Below are 14,469 nucleotides of genomic sequence, written 5' to 3' on the forward strand. Positions count from 1 at the left end.
TCTTACTATAAACTTTTTATATATTGATTATTGCAGTTAATAATCACTGCATAACAATATCGATGTGTAGCAATATAAATATAGTGATAAGTTTTTATGAAAATATCAAATTAATTTTAATAAAAAAGAAGAAGGTTTATATGAACAATACTAAGTATAAGCTCGCAACTATCACCCTATGTACTCTTTTTGCCTCATCTGTTTTAGCCAGTAGTGAAGCGCCTATTCGTTTAGTTATTCATGGTGGTGCAGGTACAATCACTAAAGATACGATAACTCCGGAACAAGAAAAAGAATATAACGAGAAATTAACGGAAGCATTAACTGCCGGATATGCGGTACTAAATAGTGGAGGTACAAGCATCGAAGCTGTACAAAAATCAATAAATATCATGGAAGACTCTCCTCTTTTTAATGCTGGAAAAGGTGCCGTTTTTACACATGATGGACGAAATGAACTTGATGCTTCAATTATGGATGGTAAAACTCGCAAAGCAGGTGCAGTTGCTGGTGTTACTACGGTAAAAAATCCTATCAATGCTGCAATTGCAGTGATGAATAATAGCCCACATGTATTAATGGTTTCTACTGGAGCAGATCTTTTTGCCAAAGAGCAAGGTCTTACTATTGTTGAACCTTCATATTTTAAGACTGAACATCGTTGGCAACAGTTACAAAAAGCGATAGAAAAAGAGACGGTCGTTTTAGATCATGATGGTAAAACAGCCGCACTTTTTATTGATCCAATGATGTACGACTATAAATATGGCACAGTTGGTGCTGTTGCATTAGATAAACAAGGTAATTTAGCTGCGGGAACTTCGACAGGTGGAATGACCAATAAACGTTATGGTCGAGTTGGCGATTCCCCTATTATTGGCGCAGGAAATTATGCAGATAATGAAACTGTTGCCGTATCTGCAACGGGTTCTGGTGAAATGTTTATTAGAACATTAACCGCATTTAATATTGCGGCTCAAGTAAAATACCAAAAGCTTCCATTAGAACAAGCAGCAAAAAATGCATTAGATGAAGTCAAAGCTATAAATGGAAGTGGTGGTGTAATTGTTTTAGATAAATCAGGAAACTACACCATGTCTTTTAATTCTGAAGGCATGTATCGCGGCACTGTTGGAAATGATGGAAAACCAACCGTTGCTATCTACAAAGACTAATAGATATTTTTCGTACCCTAATTTTTAGCTTATGTGTGCTACTGTTAAAAATTGCATACCAAAATATTAGGGTACGTCGCTAATTAAAAAGCGTTTTTCTTCACTGACTCACCTGCCTTTTCAGTGCATATTCTCTGATCCATTTAGAGAATTCTATTTTAGACTAACTAGCCTCGTTTACTATTTAAACTACAGTTGAACAAATAACACTCCGATTGCTTTAAAAATAGACTAGATCCGCTCTACTTATTAAAATGATCCTTTGAAAAAGTAGTCTTTTTATTCTTTAAATCTGTTAGAATATTCATTACGGTTATGTTGATTTAATAAGGAAATTACAATGGAAAATCACCACAACGATCAGGAAAATACCTCAGAAACATCGCTAGTATTATCTGAAAAACAGACATTATTGGATCTGAATGCAACCTTCACTTCACCCGCTCACAGTAATCCTGCATTAGCTTATTTAATGAGCTTAGGTTCTAAGCGTAGTCGTCAAACGATGGGATCGTTTTTAACTATAGTTGCAAAAATGATCGGGTTTTCTTCTCTAAAAAATTGCCAATGGGGTGCCCTTCGCCGCCATCATATTCAAGCAATTATTGATATGTTGTCAGATGCGAATAAAGCACCAGCAACAATCAATACTTATCTTGCTGCATTAAAAGGTGTTGCTTTAGAAGCTTGGGCAATGAAACAGATGGACACGGAAAGTTATCAACATATACGACAAGTAAAATCTGTTCGAGGAAGTCGATTACCAAAAGGTCGAGCATTAACCAGCCAAGAAATTCGCACTTTATTTCGTTGTTGTGAAAAAGATAATTCATCTAAAGGATTAAGAGATGCTGCAATATTAAGTGTGTTATTAGGTTGTGGATTACGCCGTTCAGAAATAGTGGCTCTTAATTACGAGCATATTCAATATCGTGATCAGGCTTTTATTGTTCGAGGAAAAGGTAATAAAGAACGTATTTCTTATATGCCTGATGATACTTGGGATAGAGTTCAGCTTTGGATTGATGAAATTAGAGGTGAGCAAAATGGTCCACTATTTACACGAATTCGCCGATTTGATGATGTCACTGATGAACGAATTACAGACCAAGCTATCTACTTTATTTTAGAAACTCGCCAACTAGAAAGCGGTATAGATAAATTTGCTCCTCATGATTTACGAAGAACGTTTGCATCCGCAATGCTGGATAATGGCGAGGATATTGTCACCGTAAAAGATGCAATGGGACATGCCAGTATTATGACAACCCAGCGTTATGATAGACGTGGTGATGATCGTTTAAGAAAAGCCGCACGACATTTACGTTTTTAACTCATCTAGTTATCTTAATAATCCCCTATCTGCTTCAGATTAAATGTATAAAAAAACACCCAGCGCTATTTTTAAGCTTGAGTGTTTTTTTACTACTCTAATTCTAATTTTTTTAATGTAATTATCTAAATGGTGGTTCGTTAAATGTTCTTAATTTTCGAGAATGTAAACGGTCTTCTTCTTGTTTCAATAATTCGATAGCTTGTATACCGATTTGCAAATGTTCAGATACGGCTCCCTCATAAAAATGGTTAGCCTGACCGGGTAATTTAATCTCACCATGCAAAGGTTTATCAGAAACACATAATAATGTGCCATAAGGAACACGAAAACGATATCCTTGTGCGGCAATTGTTGCGCTTTCCATATCAACTGCAACAGCTCGACTTAAATTAAATCGTCTTGCGGATGCTGAAAAGCGTAATTCCCAGTTTCTATCATCGGTTGTTACAACAGTTCCTGTTCTTAACCGCTGTTTTATTTCATGCCCAGGCTTACCACTGATCATTTTAGTTGCATCATATAAAGCGCGTTGAACTTCAGCAATATTAGGAATTGGAATATCTGGTGGTAACACCGCATCTAAAATATGATCATCACGTAAATAAGCATGAGCTAAAACATAATCACCAATCAATTGGCTTTCACGTAATCCACCACAATGACCAATCATTAACCAAACATGTGGGCGTAATACCGCCAAATGGTCGCAAATTGTTTTAGCATTTGAAGGGCCAACGCCAATATTAACTAATGTTATTCCGGGACCTTCTTTTGCAATTAAATGATACGCCGGCATTTGATATTTCTTCCACGTTAAGTCAGAAATAAATTTTTCGGGATCTATAGTATCTGCGGTAATTTGTTGAAATCCGGCACAAGAAAGTGCGCAATATGGGCTATTTTTATCAGCAACTTGTTCACTTGCCCAGCGAACAAACTCATCAACATAACGGTTATAATTGGTGAATAAAATATAGGGTTGCACATCATCAGGTGGCGTACCGGTGTAATGTTTTAAACGAGCGAGTGAAAAATCGGTTCGTAAAGCATCAAAATGAGAAAGGGGTAATACTTCCCTATCACAAACTAAACCATCCGTTATTTCGTCTCCTATTTTAGAGAGATCGGTTGTCGGAAAATATTTAGCTAAAGAAGCACTCATTACTCTATCAAAACCAATACCTGTTCCATCAATAACAAATGGATATGGAATTTCTTGTTTTGAGGCACTAACTTCAAAAGTAGCGTGATAAGCATCGGCAATTAATTGAAGTTGTTCAATTAAATAATTTTCAAACAGACTAGGATTAGTAATTGTGGTTGAATAGACTCCTGATTGAGGTAGTCTTCCATAAGCTCTTGTTCTATCTTCTGTTTTTGTTTCACCATACCAATTAACTGTTAATTGGGGATAAGCAAATAATCCTTCGGCTCTCTGTTTTATATCAGGTAATTTTCCATCTTGAGCATAATCAATAATTGCATTACGTAGTGCATCGACTGCATTTTGATATTGTTGCTTTAACTCTATGATTATTCTATTTATTTCTGAGGTATGCAATTGTGACATAAAAGAGCCTCTTACTTATTATTAGTTTGTCTACATCATAGCAAGAAGCTCTGTTTAGCCCAAGATTAAGATCTTAAAATGGCATATTCATAGCTACTTTTATTATCTAAAGTAAGTTCTCTTTTTTTAAGATCATATTCAAAAAATAATGTTATTTTATCTTCTAACGCTGCTTTATCACCAACAGATAATAAGTTGGCAATTTTAGGATTATCGTTTAAGATTTTTGTATAGTCCTTTATTTCCATTGGTTTTTCAAGAATTTCGTCACCTATGAGTCCTACCAATTTATAGTTATCTTCATTAAGATAATCTAGTCCTAATCCAATTAATTTATCCATATTTTTTCTACCATCACTATCATTAACAAATAGCGATTTCTCATTTGTTGCTTCTATTTTAATTTTATCGTCTTTTCTTGTTATATTTATAGAAGTATGACCATTATAAGGAACATTAACCATTCCAGCAAAAAGGTCTTGCTTGCCAATAAATTCTTTAAATGCTAGAACACCTTTTTGATATAATAATGAAAAAATCAATTCTTTATCTTCGACGTCCATAAGCTTAGATTTTAATTTATTAAATTCAGATTTTTTAAAGTCATTTTCACCTATTTCTTCTGCTTTGTTTTTTAAGTCAGCGATTGGCTCTCCATTGAATGTAAGTGACATTCTTGATAAATCATTAAATAGCTCTTTTTCTATTTTATCTAATAATGTTAGTTCTTCTCCTTTTTTTTTCTCAACCACACCTGACTCTTTTATTCTTGATTCTTGGATGGTATTTATTTTTTCTCTTTCTTTTTCTATTAAGTTATTGAGTTCAAATAAGAAATCCTCCACTCTAACATCTGCTTTTTTAGTGATACTATTTTTTAAAATATATTCATTATTTAAGTTTTCGTGATTTTTAAATTTATCACCATTATCAGCGATTAGCTTTATAATGATCTCTTGTTTTATTTTATCACCATCCTTTTTTATGTCTTTCCTCTCAACATATTCATGTATGGCATCGTACAATAAATCACTAAGCCCATGTTTTATTAGTGGAATGATTATATTATTTCTTAATTCACTATTATTATTTCCATATTCGCTTTCACACCATGAAAAAGTTACTTTTTCATCATTATCAAATTCATTTAAGAGGATGGAAAAATGTATATCATTCTCTTTCATCTCAACTATAAATTTATCCTTATATACATTACCTGCAAAGTTTCTTAATTGATTAAACCCATCTATTTTCTCTAAAATACTTTTTTCATTATTAAAAAAAACATCATTAACTAAAGGTAAAACTATATTTTCCTTTCCAACACCAAACCAGTTTTTTATTTTTTCCCACAAGGTTCTAGCATTTAATGGAGTGTCCGAATTTTTTATTCTATCTATTTTTTGGTTAGTAATTACAACACCAGAAATTTTCATGATTTTTGTTCCTATATATAAAATCTATAAAAATTAAAGTATCAAAAAATAGTTTTTATGATATAAAAAAACACCACTCTATTTTGCAAGTGGTGTTTTTTAAATAAAAACTCTCAAATTTTCACATGACTACATTGCTAAAAATCCTAATACAATAGGCAATGTAATTGCAGCAAACATAGTTTGTGAGGTAATAATTCCTGCCATCAATTCTGAATCACCATTAAGCTGACGAGTAAGAATATAAGAAGTCGGTGCAGTTGGTATTGAAAAGAAAATTACCATTAACACAGTGACTGATGATGATAACCCTAATACGCTCGCTATCGTATATGCAATAATGGGTACAACTGTTAAACGGCTAATGGTATTGACGCTAATCATTCTACTTTCTGCTTTTAGCGTCGAAATATGTAATGCGGCACCGATACAAATTAAGCCTAAAGGTAAACTGGTTGCGGCTAGTAATTTAAGGAACTGATCACTACCAAAAGGTAGCCCTATTCCGGTTAAATTAATAACAATGCCAATAACGCAGGAGATAATAAGAGGGTTTTTTATGATAGGTAAGACCAATTGCCGTAAAGTAACATTTTGTCCGGCGGTTAAACATAAAACAGATGTAACGTTAGATAATGGAACCAAAATTGCTAATATTAATGCAGCTATCCCAAGCCCAGAAGTACCAAATAGATCAGCCACAATAGCTAATCCTAAATAAGTATTAAATCTAATATTACCTTGGACAATTGCGCCAAATCGACCCGCTGTCCAGCCTGTAAATTTCTTTAATAGCAAACATAAAATAGTAATCGTTATTACAACAGAAAAAATTGCACCTGCAAGGTGAAATAATTGAGGATCGTTTAAAGGTGCTTTAGCCAAACTATTTATAAGTAACGCAGGGAATAGTAAAAAGTAATTAAGTTTTTCTGCACCGACCCAAAAAGCAGGTTCAAATGTTTTATTTCTTCTTAAGATTGCACCTAGCGCAATTAACGCAAATAACGGCCATAACGTTAATAACACATTTTGCATAATTTTCATCACCCTAGAAATATTTTATTTCTTTACAATATCGCAACATCAGCGAGATTACTATTTTATATCAATAAATATAAAAGCCAATTCAACAAATAACGAAAATAGATAACTTATCGCATTTTAAGAACAGCTTTTTATATATTAGCATGACTAAAAATAGATGCTCTTTTTATGATTATTTTGGTGTTAATTTATTAATTCCGTATCTAAATCAATAAACATTCGATAGCAGTGTAAATTTGTTTTAGTCAAATTAGAATAATATTCGCGTTCTTCCAACACTTTAAATCCTTGTCTTAAATAGAAAAGCACTGCATTAGGAGTGGAATCCAGTAATAATTGTGGTTGCCCTCTTTTTTTAGCCTCTATTTTAAGCTGCTTAAGGATCAAACTTGCAAAACCCCTTCCCATATATTCAGGAAGTGTAAAAATTGCTTCAGCAAACCCTGTTTCAAGACTCAAAAAACCTGAAGCAACAGGAATATTATGATTATCATTATCAATAACATAAAATGGGTTTTTGGTTATTGCATTTCGATAACCCTCTGGCATTTCATCAGGAGTCCACGCGGCTAAAATAGCTGGGGGATAAACATTTTCACAACCAAACCTCAATGCTTGATTTCTCAAATACCATAGTCGTTTAGCCTCCTGCGGCTCTGCCAATCTTAGTTGAATACTTTTCATTACCACCTCATTCATTAGAATTAAGCGTTAAAAATTAATTAATATAATTTATATAATCCATACTCTGCGTTATTGCCATTTTCTCTTTTAATAAATCGGTACAAATTTTTCAGATGACATGATATGTTTCTGTAGAAGGAATAAAATAAGGAAATTCCATGCCTACAAAAATATTACCTTCAACAATAACAAATACCCCTCTAGTTGTTGCAGGTTCCCCACTCCCTTTCTATTATCAAGTAGTCTCAAAAAGTATTAGAGAATTTTATTTTTCTAATATTACGACTGTTTACCATAATAGAAATTCACCAAAAGATATACATCCTAAACTGATAATTTGTAGTCATCGGAACAGTGCTTTTGATGCTTACATTGCACTAAAAGAATTCCCTAAAGCACAGGCACTGGCTTCAATTCAGTTACTAAATAGTCGTTTAATGAGAGCTTTTTTTACAGGTATTCCTGTTATAAGAAAAAAAGACAGAGCGCGTTTCGGTATTAATTCCAACGTGTTTTCTAGCCCATCAGAAGCAGCAATAGCACATATCAAAGCCGGTGGGGATTTATTGCTATTTCCTGAAGGTAGTAGTGAATGGGGGCATAAACCACTGCCTTATCAACGAGGTGCAGCACGAATTATTAGAACGTTACTTGATGAGGGGATTACTTTTGATGTTGTTCCTGTCGGTTTATTTTACCTTGCACCAGATAAATTCAGCTCTGAAGTAGAGTTATATATAGGGGAAAATATTGTTATTCCTCAAAAAGATAATTTAACATCAAGAGAATGGGAGCAAAGTATTCATCAAGATATTTCTCTTGCTTTAAATAATATTTCTGTTAACTGCCCTGATATTGATTCATTTAAAAAAGCATCAGATTATGCTTATAACAAAAAAAGTAATGGAAGCTCTTATGCTGAATCGTTTATTGATTATCAAAATAATTTAATTAACCATGATGATTTGAATAAGAATATAAAAAGTAATGTTTTGTCTTCTATTAAAATTTGGCGCTATATCTCTTTTTGCTTTATGTTTATTTTATTTCCAATATTGCTTAGTGCTCTTATTGCTTCTCGTTTCGCTGATGCACGTAATACAGTGAGTTTTTTTAAAATTATAGGGGGCAGTTTAGCGACTGTTATTTGGTTACCTATACTGTTTATTTTATTATTTATCTCACCACTCTCTATCTGTGTAAGCCTTATTAGTGCATTAATTGGGATTGGAATTATAAGAACTAAAGGTTCAAAAATATGTTAGCTTCTAAGACAAAACAACAACTTAATCACCTGTTTTCTCTTCAGTTATTTGTTATTTGGTCATTAGGTACTTATGGTAGTTGGCTGCTTAATAGCGCAGATATGCTTCCTGCCATTATTTCAGGCTTGTTCTTTTGGCTTTTACTCATTCTTGTTGGATACAGAACTCGGAAACAGACCTCACCTACCCGATTTTATTGGTTTGGATTACTGCAATTAATTGCATGTTGGTCAATTTTTCCACTTTTCAAATCAATTCGATATGGGTTATACCAAGAAAATTTTGATGTTGTTTTATATAAGTTAGATAAATTCCTATGGTTTGGTAAAAGTCTACCAGAGTGGTCTATCTCTATACAATCAGGCTTATTAAGCGAATTGCTCGCATTTTGCTACTTCAGTTTCTATTTTTTAATCATAGGTAGCGCGTTATTTTTCTTTTTTATTCGTCAACCAACAGTTACCCATAACTATTTTTTTGGCTTAATGCTAATGTATTTATTTGGTTTTATTGGCTATTTTTCCATACCCGCTGCGGGTCCTTACGCTGCTTTTCCTATGGATTTTACTTATCCTGTTCACACCGGAGCAATGACACTATTTCTGACCGAATTGGTTGATAAAGGTATTACTGGAATGGATGTATTTCCTTCCTTACATACTGGAATAACACTTTACATACTTGGTTTTTTCTATTTTTCTGGTTATCGAAAAATAGCTTACTGTTTATTTCCTCTATCAATGGGACTTATCTTAGCTACAGTCTACCTACATTACCATTATGGTATTGATGTTATTTGTGGTGCATTACTAGCGCTGTTTGTACTTTATTTCACATGTAAAAATAATAAGGTCATATATGGAACTCATTTATAAAATTAACGACCCTGCTGCTACTGATGTGCTGATAAGCGGTGGAAAAGGCGCTAGTTTAGCTAAAACAATCCAATCACTACCCGTTCCTGATGGTTTGATCCTATCTTGTCACGCATATCAATTATTTATTGCTCCTTTGCTTCCTAAGATTAATTTGCTGTTATCAACCTCCAACCAAGAAGTTGATGTAATTAGCAGCCAAATCCGCCAAATTATCTTACAAGCTGAATTACCTAAAAAACTAATTGATTCATTAAGTTTAATGTTGGATAAACTGGACTTAAATAGCACACCTTTGGCAGTAAGATCTTCAGGCACACTTGAAGACATGCCTGGTGCAGCTTTTGCCGGACAACATGATACGCTGTTAGGTGTTAGAACATTACCGATATTACTTGATGCGATTCGCCAATGTTATGCTTCCTTATGGCACGCTCATGTAATGCTCTATCGCCAACATTTAAATCTGTCACATTCTCATGCCTCTATGGCAGTTGTTTTACAACGAATGGTCGATGTTCAACAACATGAAGCTGCTGGCGTGGCTTTTTCTATAGATCCCGTTCAAGGTTCTCTTTCTACTGTATTAATTAATGCCGCCTTTGGGCTTGGTGAAACGGTAGTTGCTGGTGAAGAGCCTATTGATGAGTATCTTGTTGATAGAGATTCTTATGCGTTAAAACAGCAAACTATTGCTGAAAAAACAAATGCCATTATCATGTCAGAAAATGGTGTTAACTGTTTACCAATTGATAATAAAAGAAAAAATACCCCTTCATTAAATGGAGAACAATATACACAAGTCGCTAAGTTGGCAATTTCAGCTGAGAAGTATTTTGATTTTCCACAAGATATTGAGTGGGCATTTCATGATGGGAAACTGTGGCTTTTACAATCACGAAATGTGACACAAATTGCCCCTATTTGGACAAGAGAAGAATCAGCAGAACGTTTCCCTAATCCGATAACACCATTAACTTGGGATATGTGTGAGGCAGGATTCCATTCTTCATTAAACTTTAGCCTTAATCTTATGGGATTACCTTCTTTTAATGGTAAATGGTTTGGTGTGCAAGATTACTATATTTATGGTAACCAAAATGCGGTCTCTTTATATAGTAATCGTCTGCCAGCTTCAATGATGAATGATTTACCAACGCTGTTAAAATCATTACCTGAGATTGCTCAAAAATTTAGTTGGGTACAAGAATTACCAATAACGTGGATGCGAGATTTAGATAAATATTTAATCTCTATTGGTGCATTGATAAGTGAACCATTACAAGATAAAAATTTATTAGAATTATGGCACTATGTGCAACGTATCAATAAATTAGGTGCTGACTATTTCTTACCTAACATCGCGATATCGTTAACTCAGCGTTCGCTCTATTCTGCATTAATGGCATTATTGAAACTGTTTTTTAAAGAAGAAAAACATGCTCATAATGCATTCGATAATTTAATTGCTATGTCTGATACTAAAACAGGACAAGTTAATGCAGAGCTTTGGACTCTTTCACGTTATGTACGTCAGCATAATGATTTAGTTAATGTGTTAGAGAACATTAAGCCAAATACCATAATGGCTGAGCTTGCTGCCATAGATCCTCATTTCTATCAGCAATTTACCCTATTTCTTACCAATCACGGGCATCGAGAATTAGATTTTGATGCATATCATCCTACTTGGTTAGATGCACCGCATATTGTTTTAATACAAATAAAAGCAATGGCTGATTTAGCGGATGATAAACGTGCTGAAGATCCTCTTAGCAAAAAGATCCTACAGTCGGAAACTGAATTTGAAATTATTTCAGATGCTCCTGAAGAGCTACGCTTTTTCTTACAAGAGATTATTCGACTTGCTCGTGTTTATACCGCATTAGATGATTTAGAACATTATCAAACAACACGTCTTGCTCTACCTATGCGCCGAGGATTAAAAGCATTAGGCGAACGTTTAGTTATCCGTAGTATTTTGGATTGCCCAATGGATATCTATTTTGCTAATGAGCAACCACTTGCCGAAGCAATAAAAGCCGACGAACCGACAAAATGGAATGAGTTACGCTTACATATTTACCAAAACAAAGTGGGTTACTTAAAAGCTAAATCGACAACGCCACAATGGATTTATGGTGAAGAGAGTCATGATATTGATACTGCTGAACACTTGTTAAAAGGATTAGCGGGTAGTGCCGGAATTATAGAAGGTGAGGTTTATTTAGTTCATGGTCCTGAAAACTTTGCAGAATTTCCGCAAAACGTTATTTTAGTTGCAAGAACCACCAACCCTGCATGGACTGCACTTTTCTATCGCGCCTCTGGTATTATCACTGAAAGTGGTGGTCCATTATCACATGGTGCAGTAACTGCTCGTGAATTAGGTTTACCCGCCGTTATGGGAGTTCGTAATATATTGAATATATTAAAAAATGGGCAAAAAGTAAGAGTTGATGGTCAGAAAGGTACTATCGAGATTTTATCTTGATAAATCAATGTAAAATATTAGCTTATTAACCAAAAAGAGCATCGCTTAAGATGCTCTTTTTTATGTTCTCTTTACCTTAACTTCAGTTTACTATTTTATTTTTGTCTTCATCGGTGTTGATATCTACTTTATGTGCAGAAGGTGCAAATAGCGCAATAAGGTAGCCAATCAATACAATAAAAGAAAGTACCATCATAATATTAGGTGAGTAAATGAGTGTATATGGCATCAATAATAGAGAACCTGCAGTGAAAATAAAAGCGATGACTACTGGGTAACTTATTCCGATATCTCGTATACGTTGAGATAAAATAAGGGTAAATATGTAGATCTGTATTACGAAAAATATTATTTCCATTAATCCAAAGGTACTAAAGGAAAATTGGTAATAAAAAGTACTTTGAAAAACAAGATCCATCTCTTTAGGATAAAGCTTTACATATCCTTGATATACCAGTGCTTGAATAATACTTAATAGAACTGACCAATATATTTCAGCACCTAAAAATGATAGTCTTGCTCGCCTTTTCTGTTTCCATTGATATGCTAATTTAGTAAACAACATAAGTCCCTTCATGATTTATTAAGCAGGTTTGATTATATTACTTTATAATGCTATTCCTAGTATAGTAAACAACTGTGACTACAGTTAATGTTAATTTTTTAATTAGATTAACTTAAATAAAAATAAGGAGTTACGTAATGCCTATTCAAACAACCAAAGGCGCCCTTCTTTGTTAAAACACACTTTTAATTAACAAGAAGGGCTTACCAAATGAGTTACAATAAAGTAGATTTAGAACAATGGAATAGAAAAGAACATTTTCTTCATTATCGTCATAACTTGCAGTGTGGTTTTAGTTTAACCACTAAGATAGATATAACATTATTAAAAACAGTATTAGCTGATAAAAATATTAAGCTTTATCCTGTATTGATTTTCTTGATAGCTAAAACAGTTAATAGCTATTCTGAATCTAGAATGGCGATAAAAGATAATGAACTGATTGTGTGGGATAAAGTAAATCCTGCTTATACTATTTTTCATCCAGAAACAGAGACTTTCTCCGAGATATGGAGTGAATACACCGAGGATTGGATAGTGTTTTCACAACGGTATATGCAAGATTATCAACAATATAAAGATAATTTAGCGTTATCACCTAAACCTAACCATCCTGAAAATCATTTCTGTATTTCCATGATACCTTGGGTGAATTTTGATGGGTTTAATCTCAATATTACCAATGTAAAAGATTACTATCCACCTATTTTTACTATGGGGAAATATTGCCAAACTGATAGCAAAATATTATTGCCATTATCAGTTCAAGTGCATCATGCCACTTGCGATGGCTTTCATATGGGAAGAATGATTAATAAACTACAAGCGTTATGCGATAAGTTTGCGGGCTAGTTTTATAAAGCTTAAGTAATATATTACATATTTTTTCAAAAACCGCCCTTTTATTACTTATATAAAGAGCGGTTTTATTTTTATTAAGAAAATATCATATAATACAAAAAATAAATGATTGTAAAAGACGCTAAAAAATAAAGTGCTTATCTAACTTGCTTATTTATCCATTTAATATCAGCATTACTAAACTGGATATTACTCTCTTTAGTAGTATCGGTATCTAGTAAAATCTTTTCTTTAATTAGCGTGGAAACAGGCACAATTATATTGAAATGGTCACCATTTTTTATGCTGTATATTTTTAATGGAATATCATTCACCATTGCAACTTCTCGAATTTCATTAAATTCATCCCAAAAATAACTACGACCTTCAAAATAAAAAGTCGGATTTTTTATGGATTTAATATAACGATATACGGAACGGACATTAAATTCTTCTGCATTATTTTGATCAAATGGCAGTTCAACAATCATATCTCCCGCTGCTCGTAATTCAAGATCAGGAATTCCACCTAATGAGAAAATAGCTCTAAATTTATCACTATATTCACTCGCCAATAATGCACGAGTACCACCAGTGCTGTGCCCCACTACATAGATACGTTTAGGGTCAATATATTCGAGAGAGGCTAGATATTCCCTTGCTGAATCTAAATCTTCTATCTCACCATAAAACATTTCATAGCGACCCGGATTGGTATTTTCTCCTCTAAAAGAAGGTATCATCAATACCATATTTGGGTCGCGAAAAGTGGCACCCGTTTGGTCATTACTAGCAGGTTTCTTTTGCCAAAAGTAATCATCGCCCCCAATTCCACCATAACCTCCATTTAGCCAGATTACAGCAGGTAATTTAACACTCTTATTTTCTGGTGGTGGTGTTAGATATGCAAACATATCCCCTTGTTTTGCTGGGTATTTTATTACGTTAAATATTTCTGCTGGTGCTTCCCAAGGTGGGTCAATATTGTCAAAACTATCATTCACAATATTGGTTTTAAACCGCTGATGAGCTTCAAATAAAGTTTCATCACGTACTTCTATTTTTGCACTTACAGCGAATGTGCTTGAGCATAGAAGAGAAAAAAGCACAATACGAGCTACTTGCAGGCAACTTGTTTTATTCATATCAACTTCCCTATAGATTATTTATGTGGCGAGATAA

The 14,469-nt window shown here is 33.7% G+C and carries 12 protein-coding genes; 6 read left to right on the forward strand and 6 right to left on the reverse strand.

What is annotated here, in order from left to right; translation table 11 throughout:
• The first annotated feature begins 140 nt into the window (after window positions 1–140).
• Together ABN099_RS00610 and ABN099_RS00615 are read left to right on the forward strand one after the other, a co-directional pair.
• On the forward strand, window positions 141–1,175 hold the full coding sequence (locus ABN099_RS00610; RefSeq protein WP_349461742.1) for an isoaspartyl peptidase/L-asparaginase family protein: 1,035 nt from the start codon (window positions 141–143) through the stop codon (window positions 1,173–1,175).
• 340 nt (window positions 1,176–1,515) lie between these two features.
• Window positions 1,516–2,508, forward strand: a complete 993-nt coding sequence (locus ABN099_RS00615) for a tyrosine-type recombinase/integrase (protein WP_349461743.1) — start codon at window positions 1,516–1,518, stop codon at window positions 2,506–2,508.
• A 121-nt stretch (window positions 2,509–2,629) separates the two neighbouring features.
• Here ABN099_RS00615 and ABN099_RS00620 read toward each other — a convergent pair whose 3' ends face one another.
• The 4 genes from ABN099_RS00620 to ABN099_RS00635 form a co-directional block, all read right to left on the reverse strand.
• On the reverse strand, window positions 2,630–4,081 hold the full coding sequence (locus ABN099_RS00620) for an AMP nucleosidase (RefSeq protein WP_349461745.1): 1,452 nt from the start codon (window positions 4,079–4,081) through the stop codon (window positions 2,630–2,632).
• Window positions 4,082–4,146: 65 nt separating this feature from the next.
• Window positions 4,147–5,517 (reverse strand): hypothetical protein, encoded by a 1,371-nt coding sequence (locus ABN099_RS00625; protein WP_349461746.1) that lies wholly within the window; start codon window positions 5,515–5,517, stop codon window positions 4,147–4,149.
• A gap of 129 nt (window positions 5,518–5,646) precedes the next feature.
• Window positions 5,647–6,555 (reverse strand): AEC family transporter, encoded by a 909-nt coding sequence (locus tag ABN099_RS00630; protein WP_349461747.1) that lies wholly within the window; start codon window positions 6,553–6,555, stop codon window positions 5,647–5,649.
• Window positions 6,556–6,747: 192 nt separating this feature from the next.
• Complete coding sequence (locus ABN099_RS00635) at window positions 6,748–7,248, reverse strand: GNAT family N-acetyltransferase (RefSeq protein WP_349461749.1); 501 nt, start codon at window positions 7,246–7,248, stop codon at window positions 6,748–6,750.
• A gap of 158 nt (window positions 7,249–7,406) precedes the next feature.
• Here ABN099_RS00635 and ABN099_RS00640 point away from each other — a divergent pair, with 158 nt between their 5' ends.
• Genes ABN099_RS00640 through ABN099_RS00650 form a run of 3 tightly spaced genes read left to right on the forward strand, consistent with a single transcriptional unit; the run spans window position 7,407 to window position 11,882 of the window.
• Entirely contained in the window at window positions 7,407–8,513 is a 1,107-nt protein-coding gene (locus ABN099_RS00640) for a glycerol acyltransferase (protein WP_349461750.1), read from the forward strand.
• Window positions 8,507–9,388: a phosphatase PAP2 family protein gene (locus ABN099_RS00645; protein ID WP_349461751.1), complete on the forward strand. Its 882-nt coding sequence runs from the start codon at window positions 8,507–8,509 to the stop codon at window positions 9,386–9,388. The genes ABN099_RS00640 and ABN099_RS00645 overlap by 7 nt, the downstream gene beginning before the upstream one ends.
• Window positions 9,372–11,882, forward strand: coding sequence for a PEP/pyruvate-binding domain-containing protein (locus ABN099_RS00650; protein ID WP_349461752.1), 2,511 nt, complete (start codon window positions 9,372–9,374; stop codon window positions 11,880–11,882). The genes ABN099_RS00645 and ABN099_RS00650 overlap by 17 nt, the downstream gene beginning before the upstream one ends.
• Before the next feature lie 82 nt (window positions 11,883–11,964).
• On the opposite strand, the gene ABN099_RS00655 is transcribed toward ABN099_RS00650, so the two are convergent.
• The gene (locus ABN099_RS00655) at window positions 11,965–12,447 is read right to left on the reverse strand and encodes a hypothetical protein (RefSeq protein ID WP_349461753.1); all 483 of its coding nucleotides are present in this window, start codon (window positions 12,445–12,447) and stop codon (window positions 11,965–11,967) included.
• 210 nt (window positions 12,448–12,657) lie between these two features.
• Here ABN099_RS00655 and catA point away from each other — a divergent pair, with 210 nt between their 5' ends.
• Window positions 12,658–13,299 (forward strand): type A chloramphenicol O-acetyltransferase, encoded by a 642-nt coding sequence (gene catA, locus ABN099_RS00660; RefSeq protein WP_349461755.1) that lies wholly within the window; start codon window positions 12,658–12,660, stop codon window positions 13,297–13,299.
• A 146-nt stretch (window positions 13,300–13,445) separates the two neighbouring features.
• Here catA and ABN099_RS00665 read toward each other — a convergent pair whose 3' ends face one another.
• Window positions 13,446–14,432: an alpha/beta hydrolase family protein gene (locus tag ABN099_RS00665; RefSeq protein WP_349461756.1), complete on the reverse strand. Its 987-nt coding sequence runs from the start codon at window positions 14,430–14,432 to the stop codon at window positions 13,446–13,448.
• Window positions 14,433–14,469 lie beyond the last annotated feature (37 nt).

This window comes from Proteus hauseri, assembly GCF_040139125.1.
Taxonomy (GTDB): domain Bacteria; phylum Pseudomonadota; class Gammaproteobacteria; order Enterobacterales; family Enterobacteriaceae; genus Proteus; species Proteus hauseri_B.

Coding starts and splice junctions, on each gene's coding strand:
- ABN099_RS00640 (WP_349461750.1), top strand. CDS start 7,407: ATGCCTACAAAAATATTACCTTCAACAATAACAAATACCCCTCTAGTT.
- ABN099_RS00630 (WP_349461747.1), bottom strand. CDS start 6,555: ATGCAAAATGTGTTATTAACGTTATGGCCGTTATTTGCGTTAATTGCG.
- ABN099_RS00625 (WP_349461746.1), bottom strand. CDS start 5,517: ATGAAAATTTCTGGTGTTGTAATTACTAACCAAAAAATAGATAGAATA.
- ABN099_RS00665 (WP_349461756.1), bottom strand. CDS start 14,432: ATGAATAAAACAAGTTGCCTGCAAGTAGCTCGTATTGTGCTTTTTTCT.
- ABN099_RS00620 (WP_349461745.1), bottom strand. CDS start 4,081: ATGTCACAATTGCATACCTCAGAAATAAATAGAATAATCATAGAGTTA.
- ABN099_RS00645 (WP_349461751.1), top strand. CDS start 8,507: ATGTTAGCTTCTAAGACAAAACAACAACTTAATCACCTGTTTTCTCTT.
- ABN099_RS00635 (WP_349461749.1), bottom strand. CDS start 7,248: ATGAAAAGTATTCAACTAAGATTGGCAGAGCCGCAGGAGGCTAAACGA.
- ABN099_RS00615 (WP_349461743.1), top strand. CDS start 1,516: ATGGAAAATCACCACAACGATCAGGAAAATACCTCAGAAACATCGCTA.
- ABN099_RS00610 (WP_349461742.1), top strand. CDS start 141: ATGAACAATACTAAGTATAAGCTCGCAACTATCACCCTATGTACTCTT.
- ABN099_RS00650 (WP_349461752.1), top strand. CDS start 9,372: ATGGAACTCATTTATAAAATTAACGACCCTGCTGCTACTGATGTGCTG.
- ABN099_RS00655 (WP_349461753.1), bottom strand. CDS start 12,447: ATGTTGTTTACTAAATTAGCATATCAATGGAAACAGAAAAGGCGAGCA.
- catA (WP_349461755.1), top strand. CDS start 12,658: ATGAGTTACAATAAAGTAGATTTAGAACAATGGAATAGAAAAGAACAT.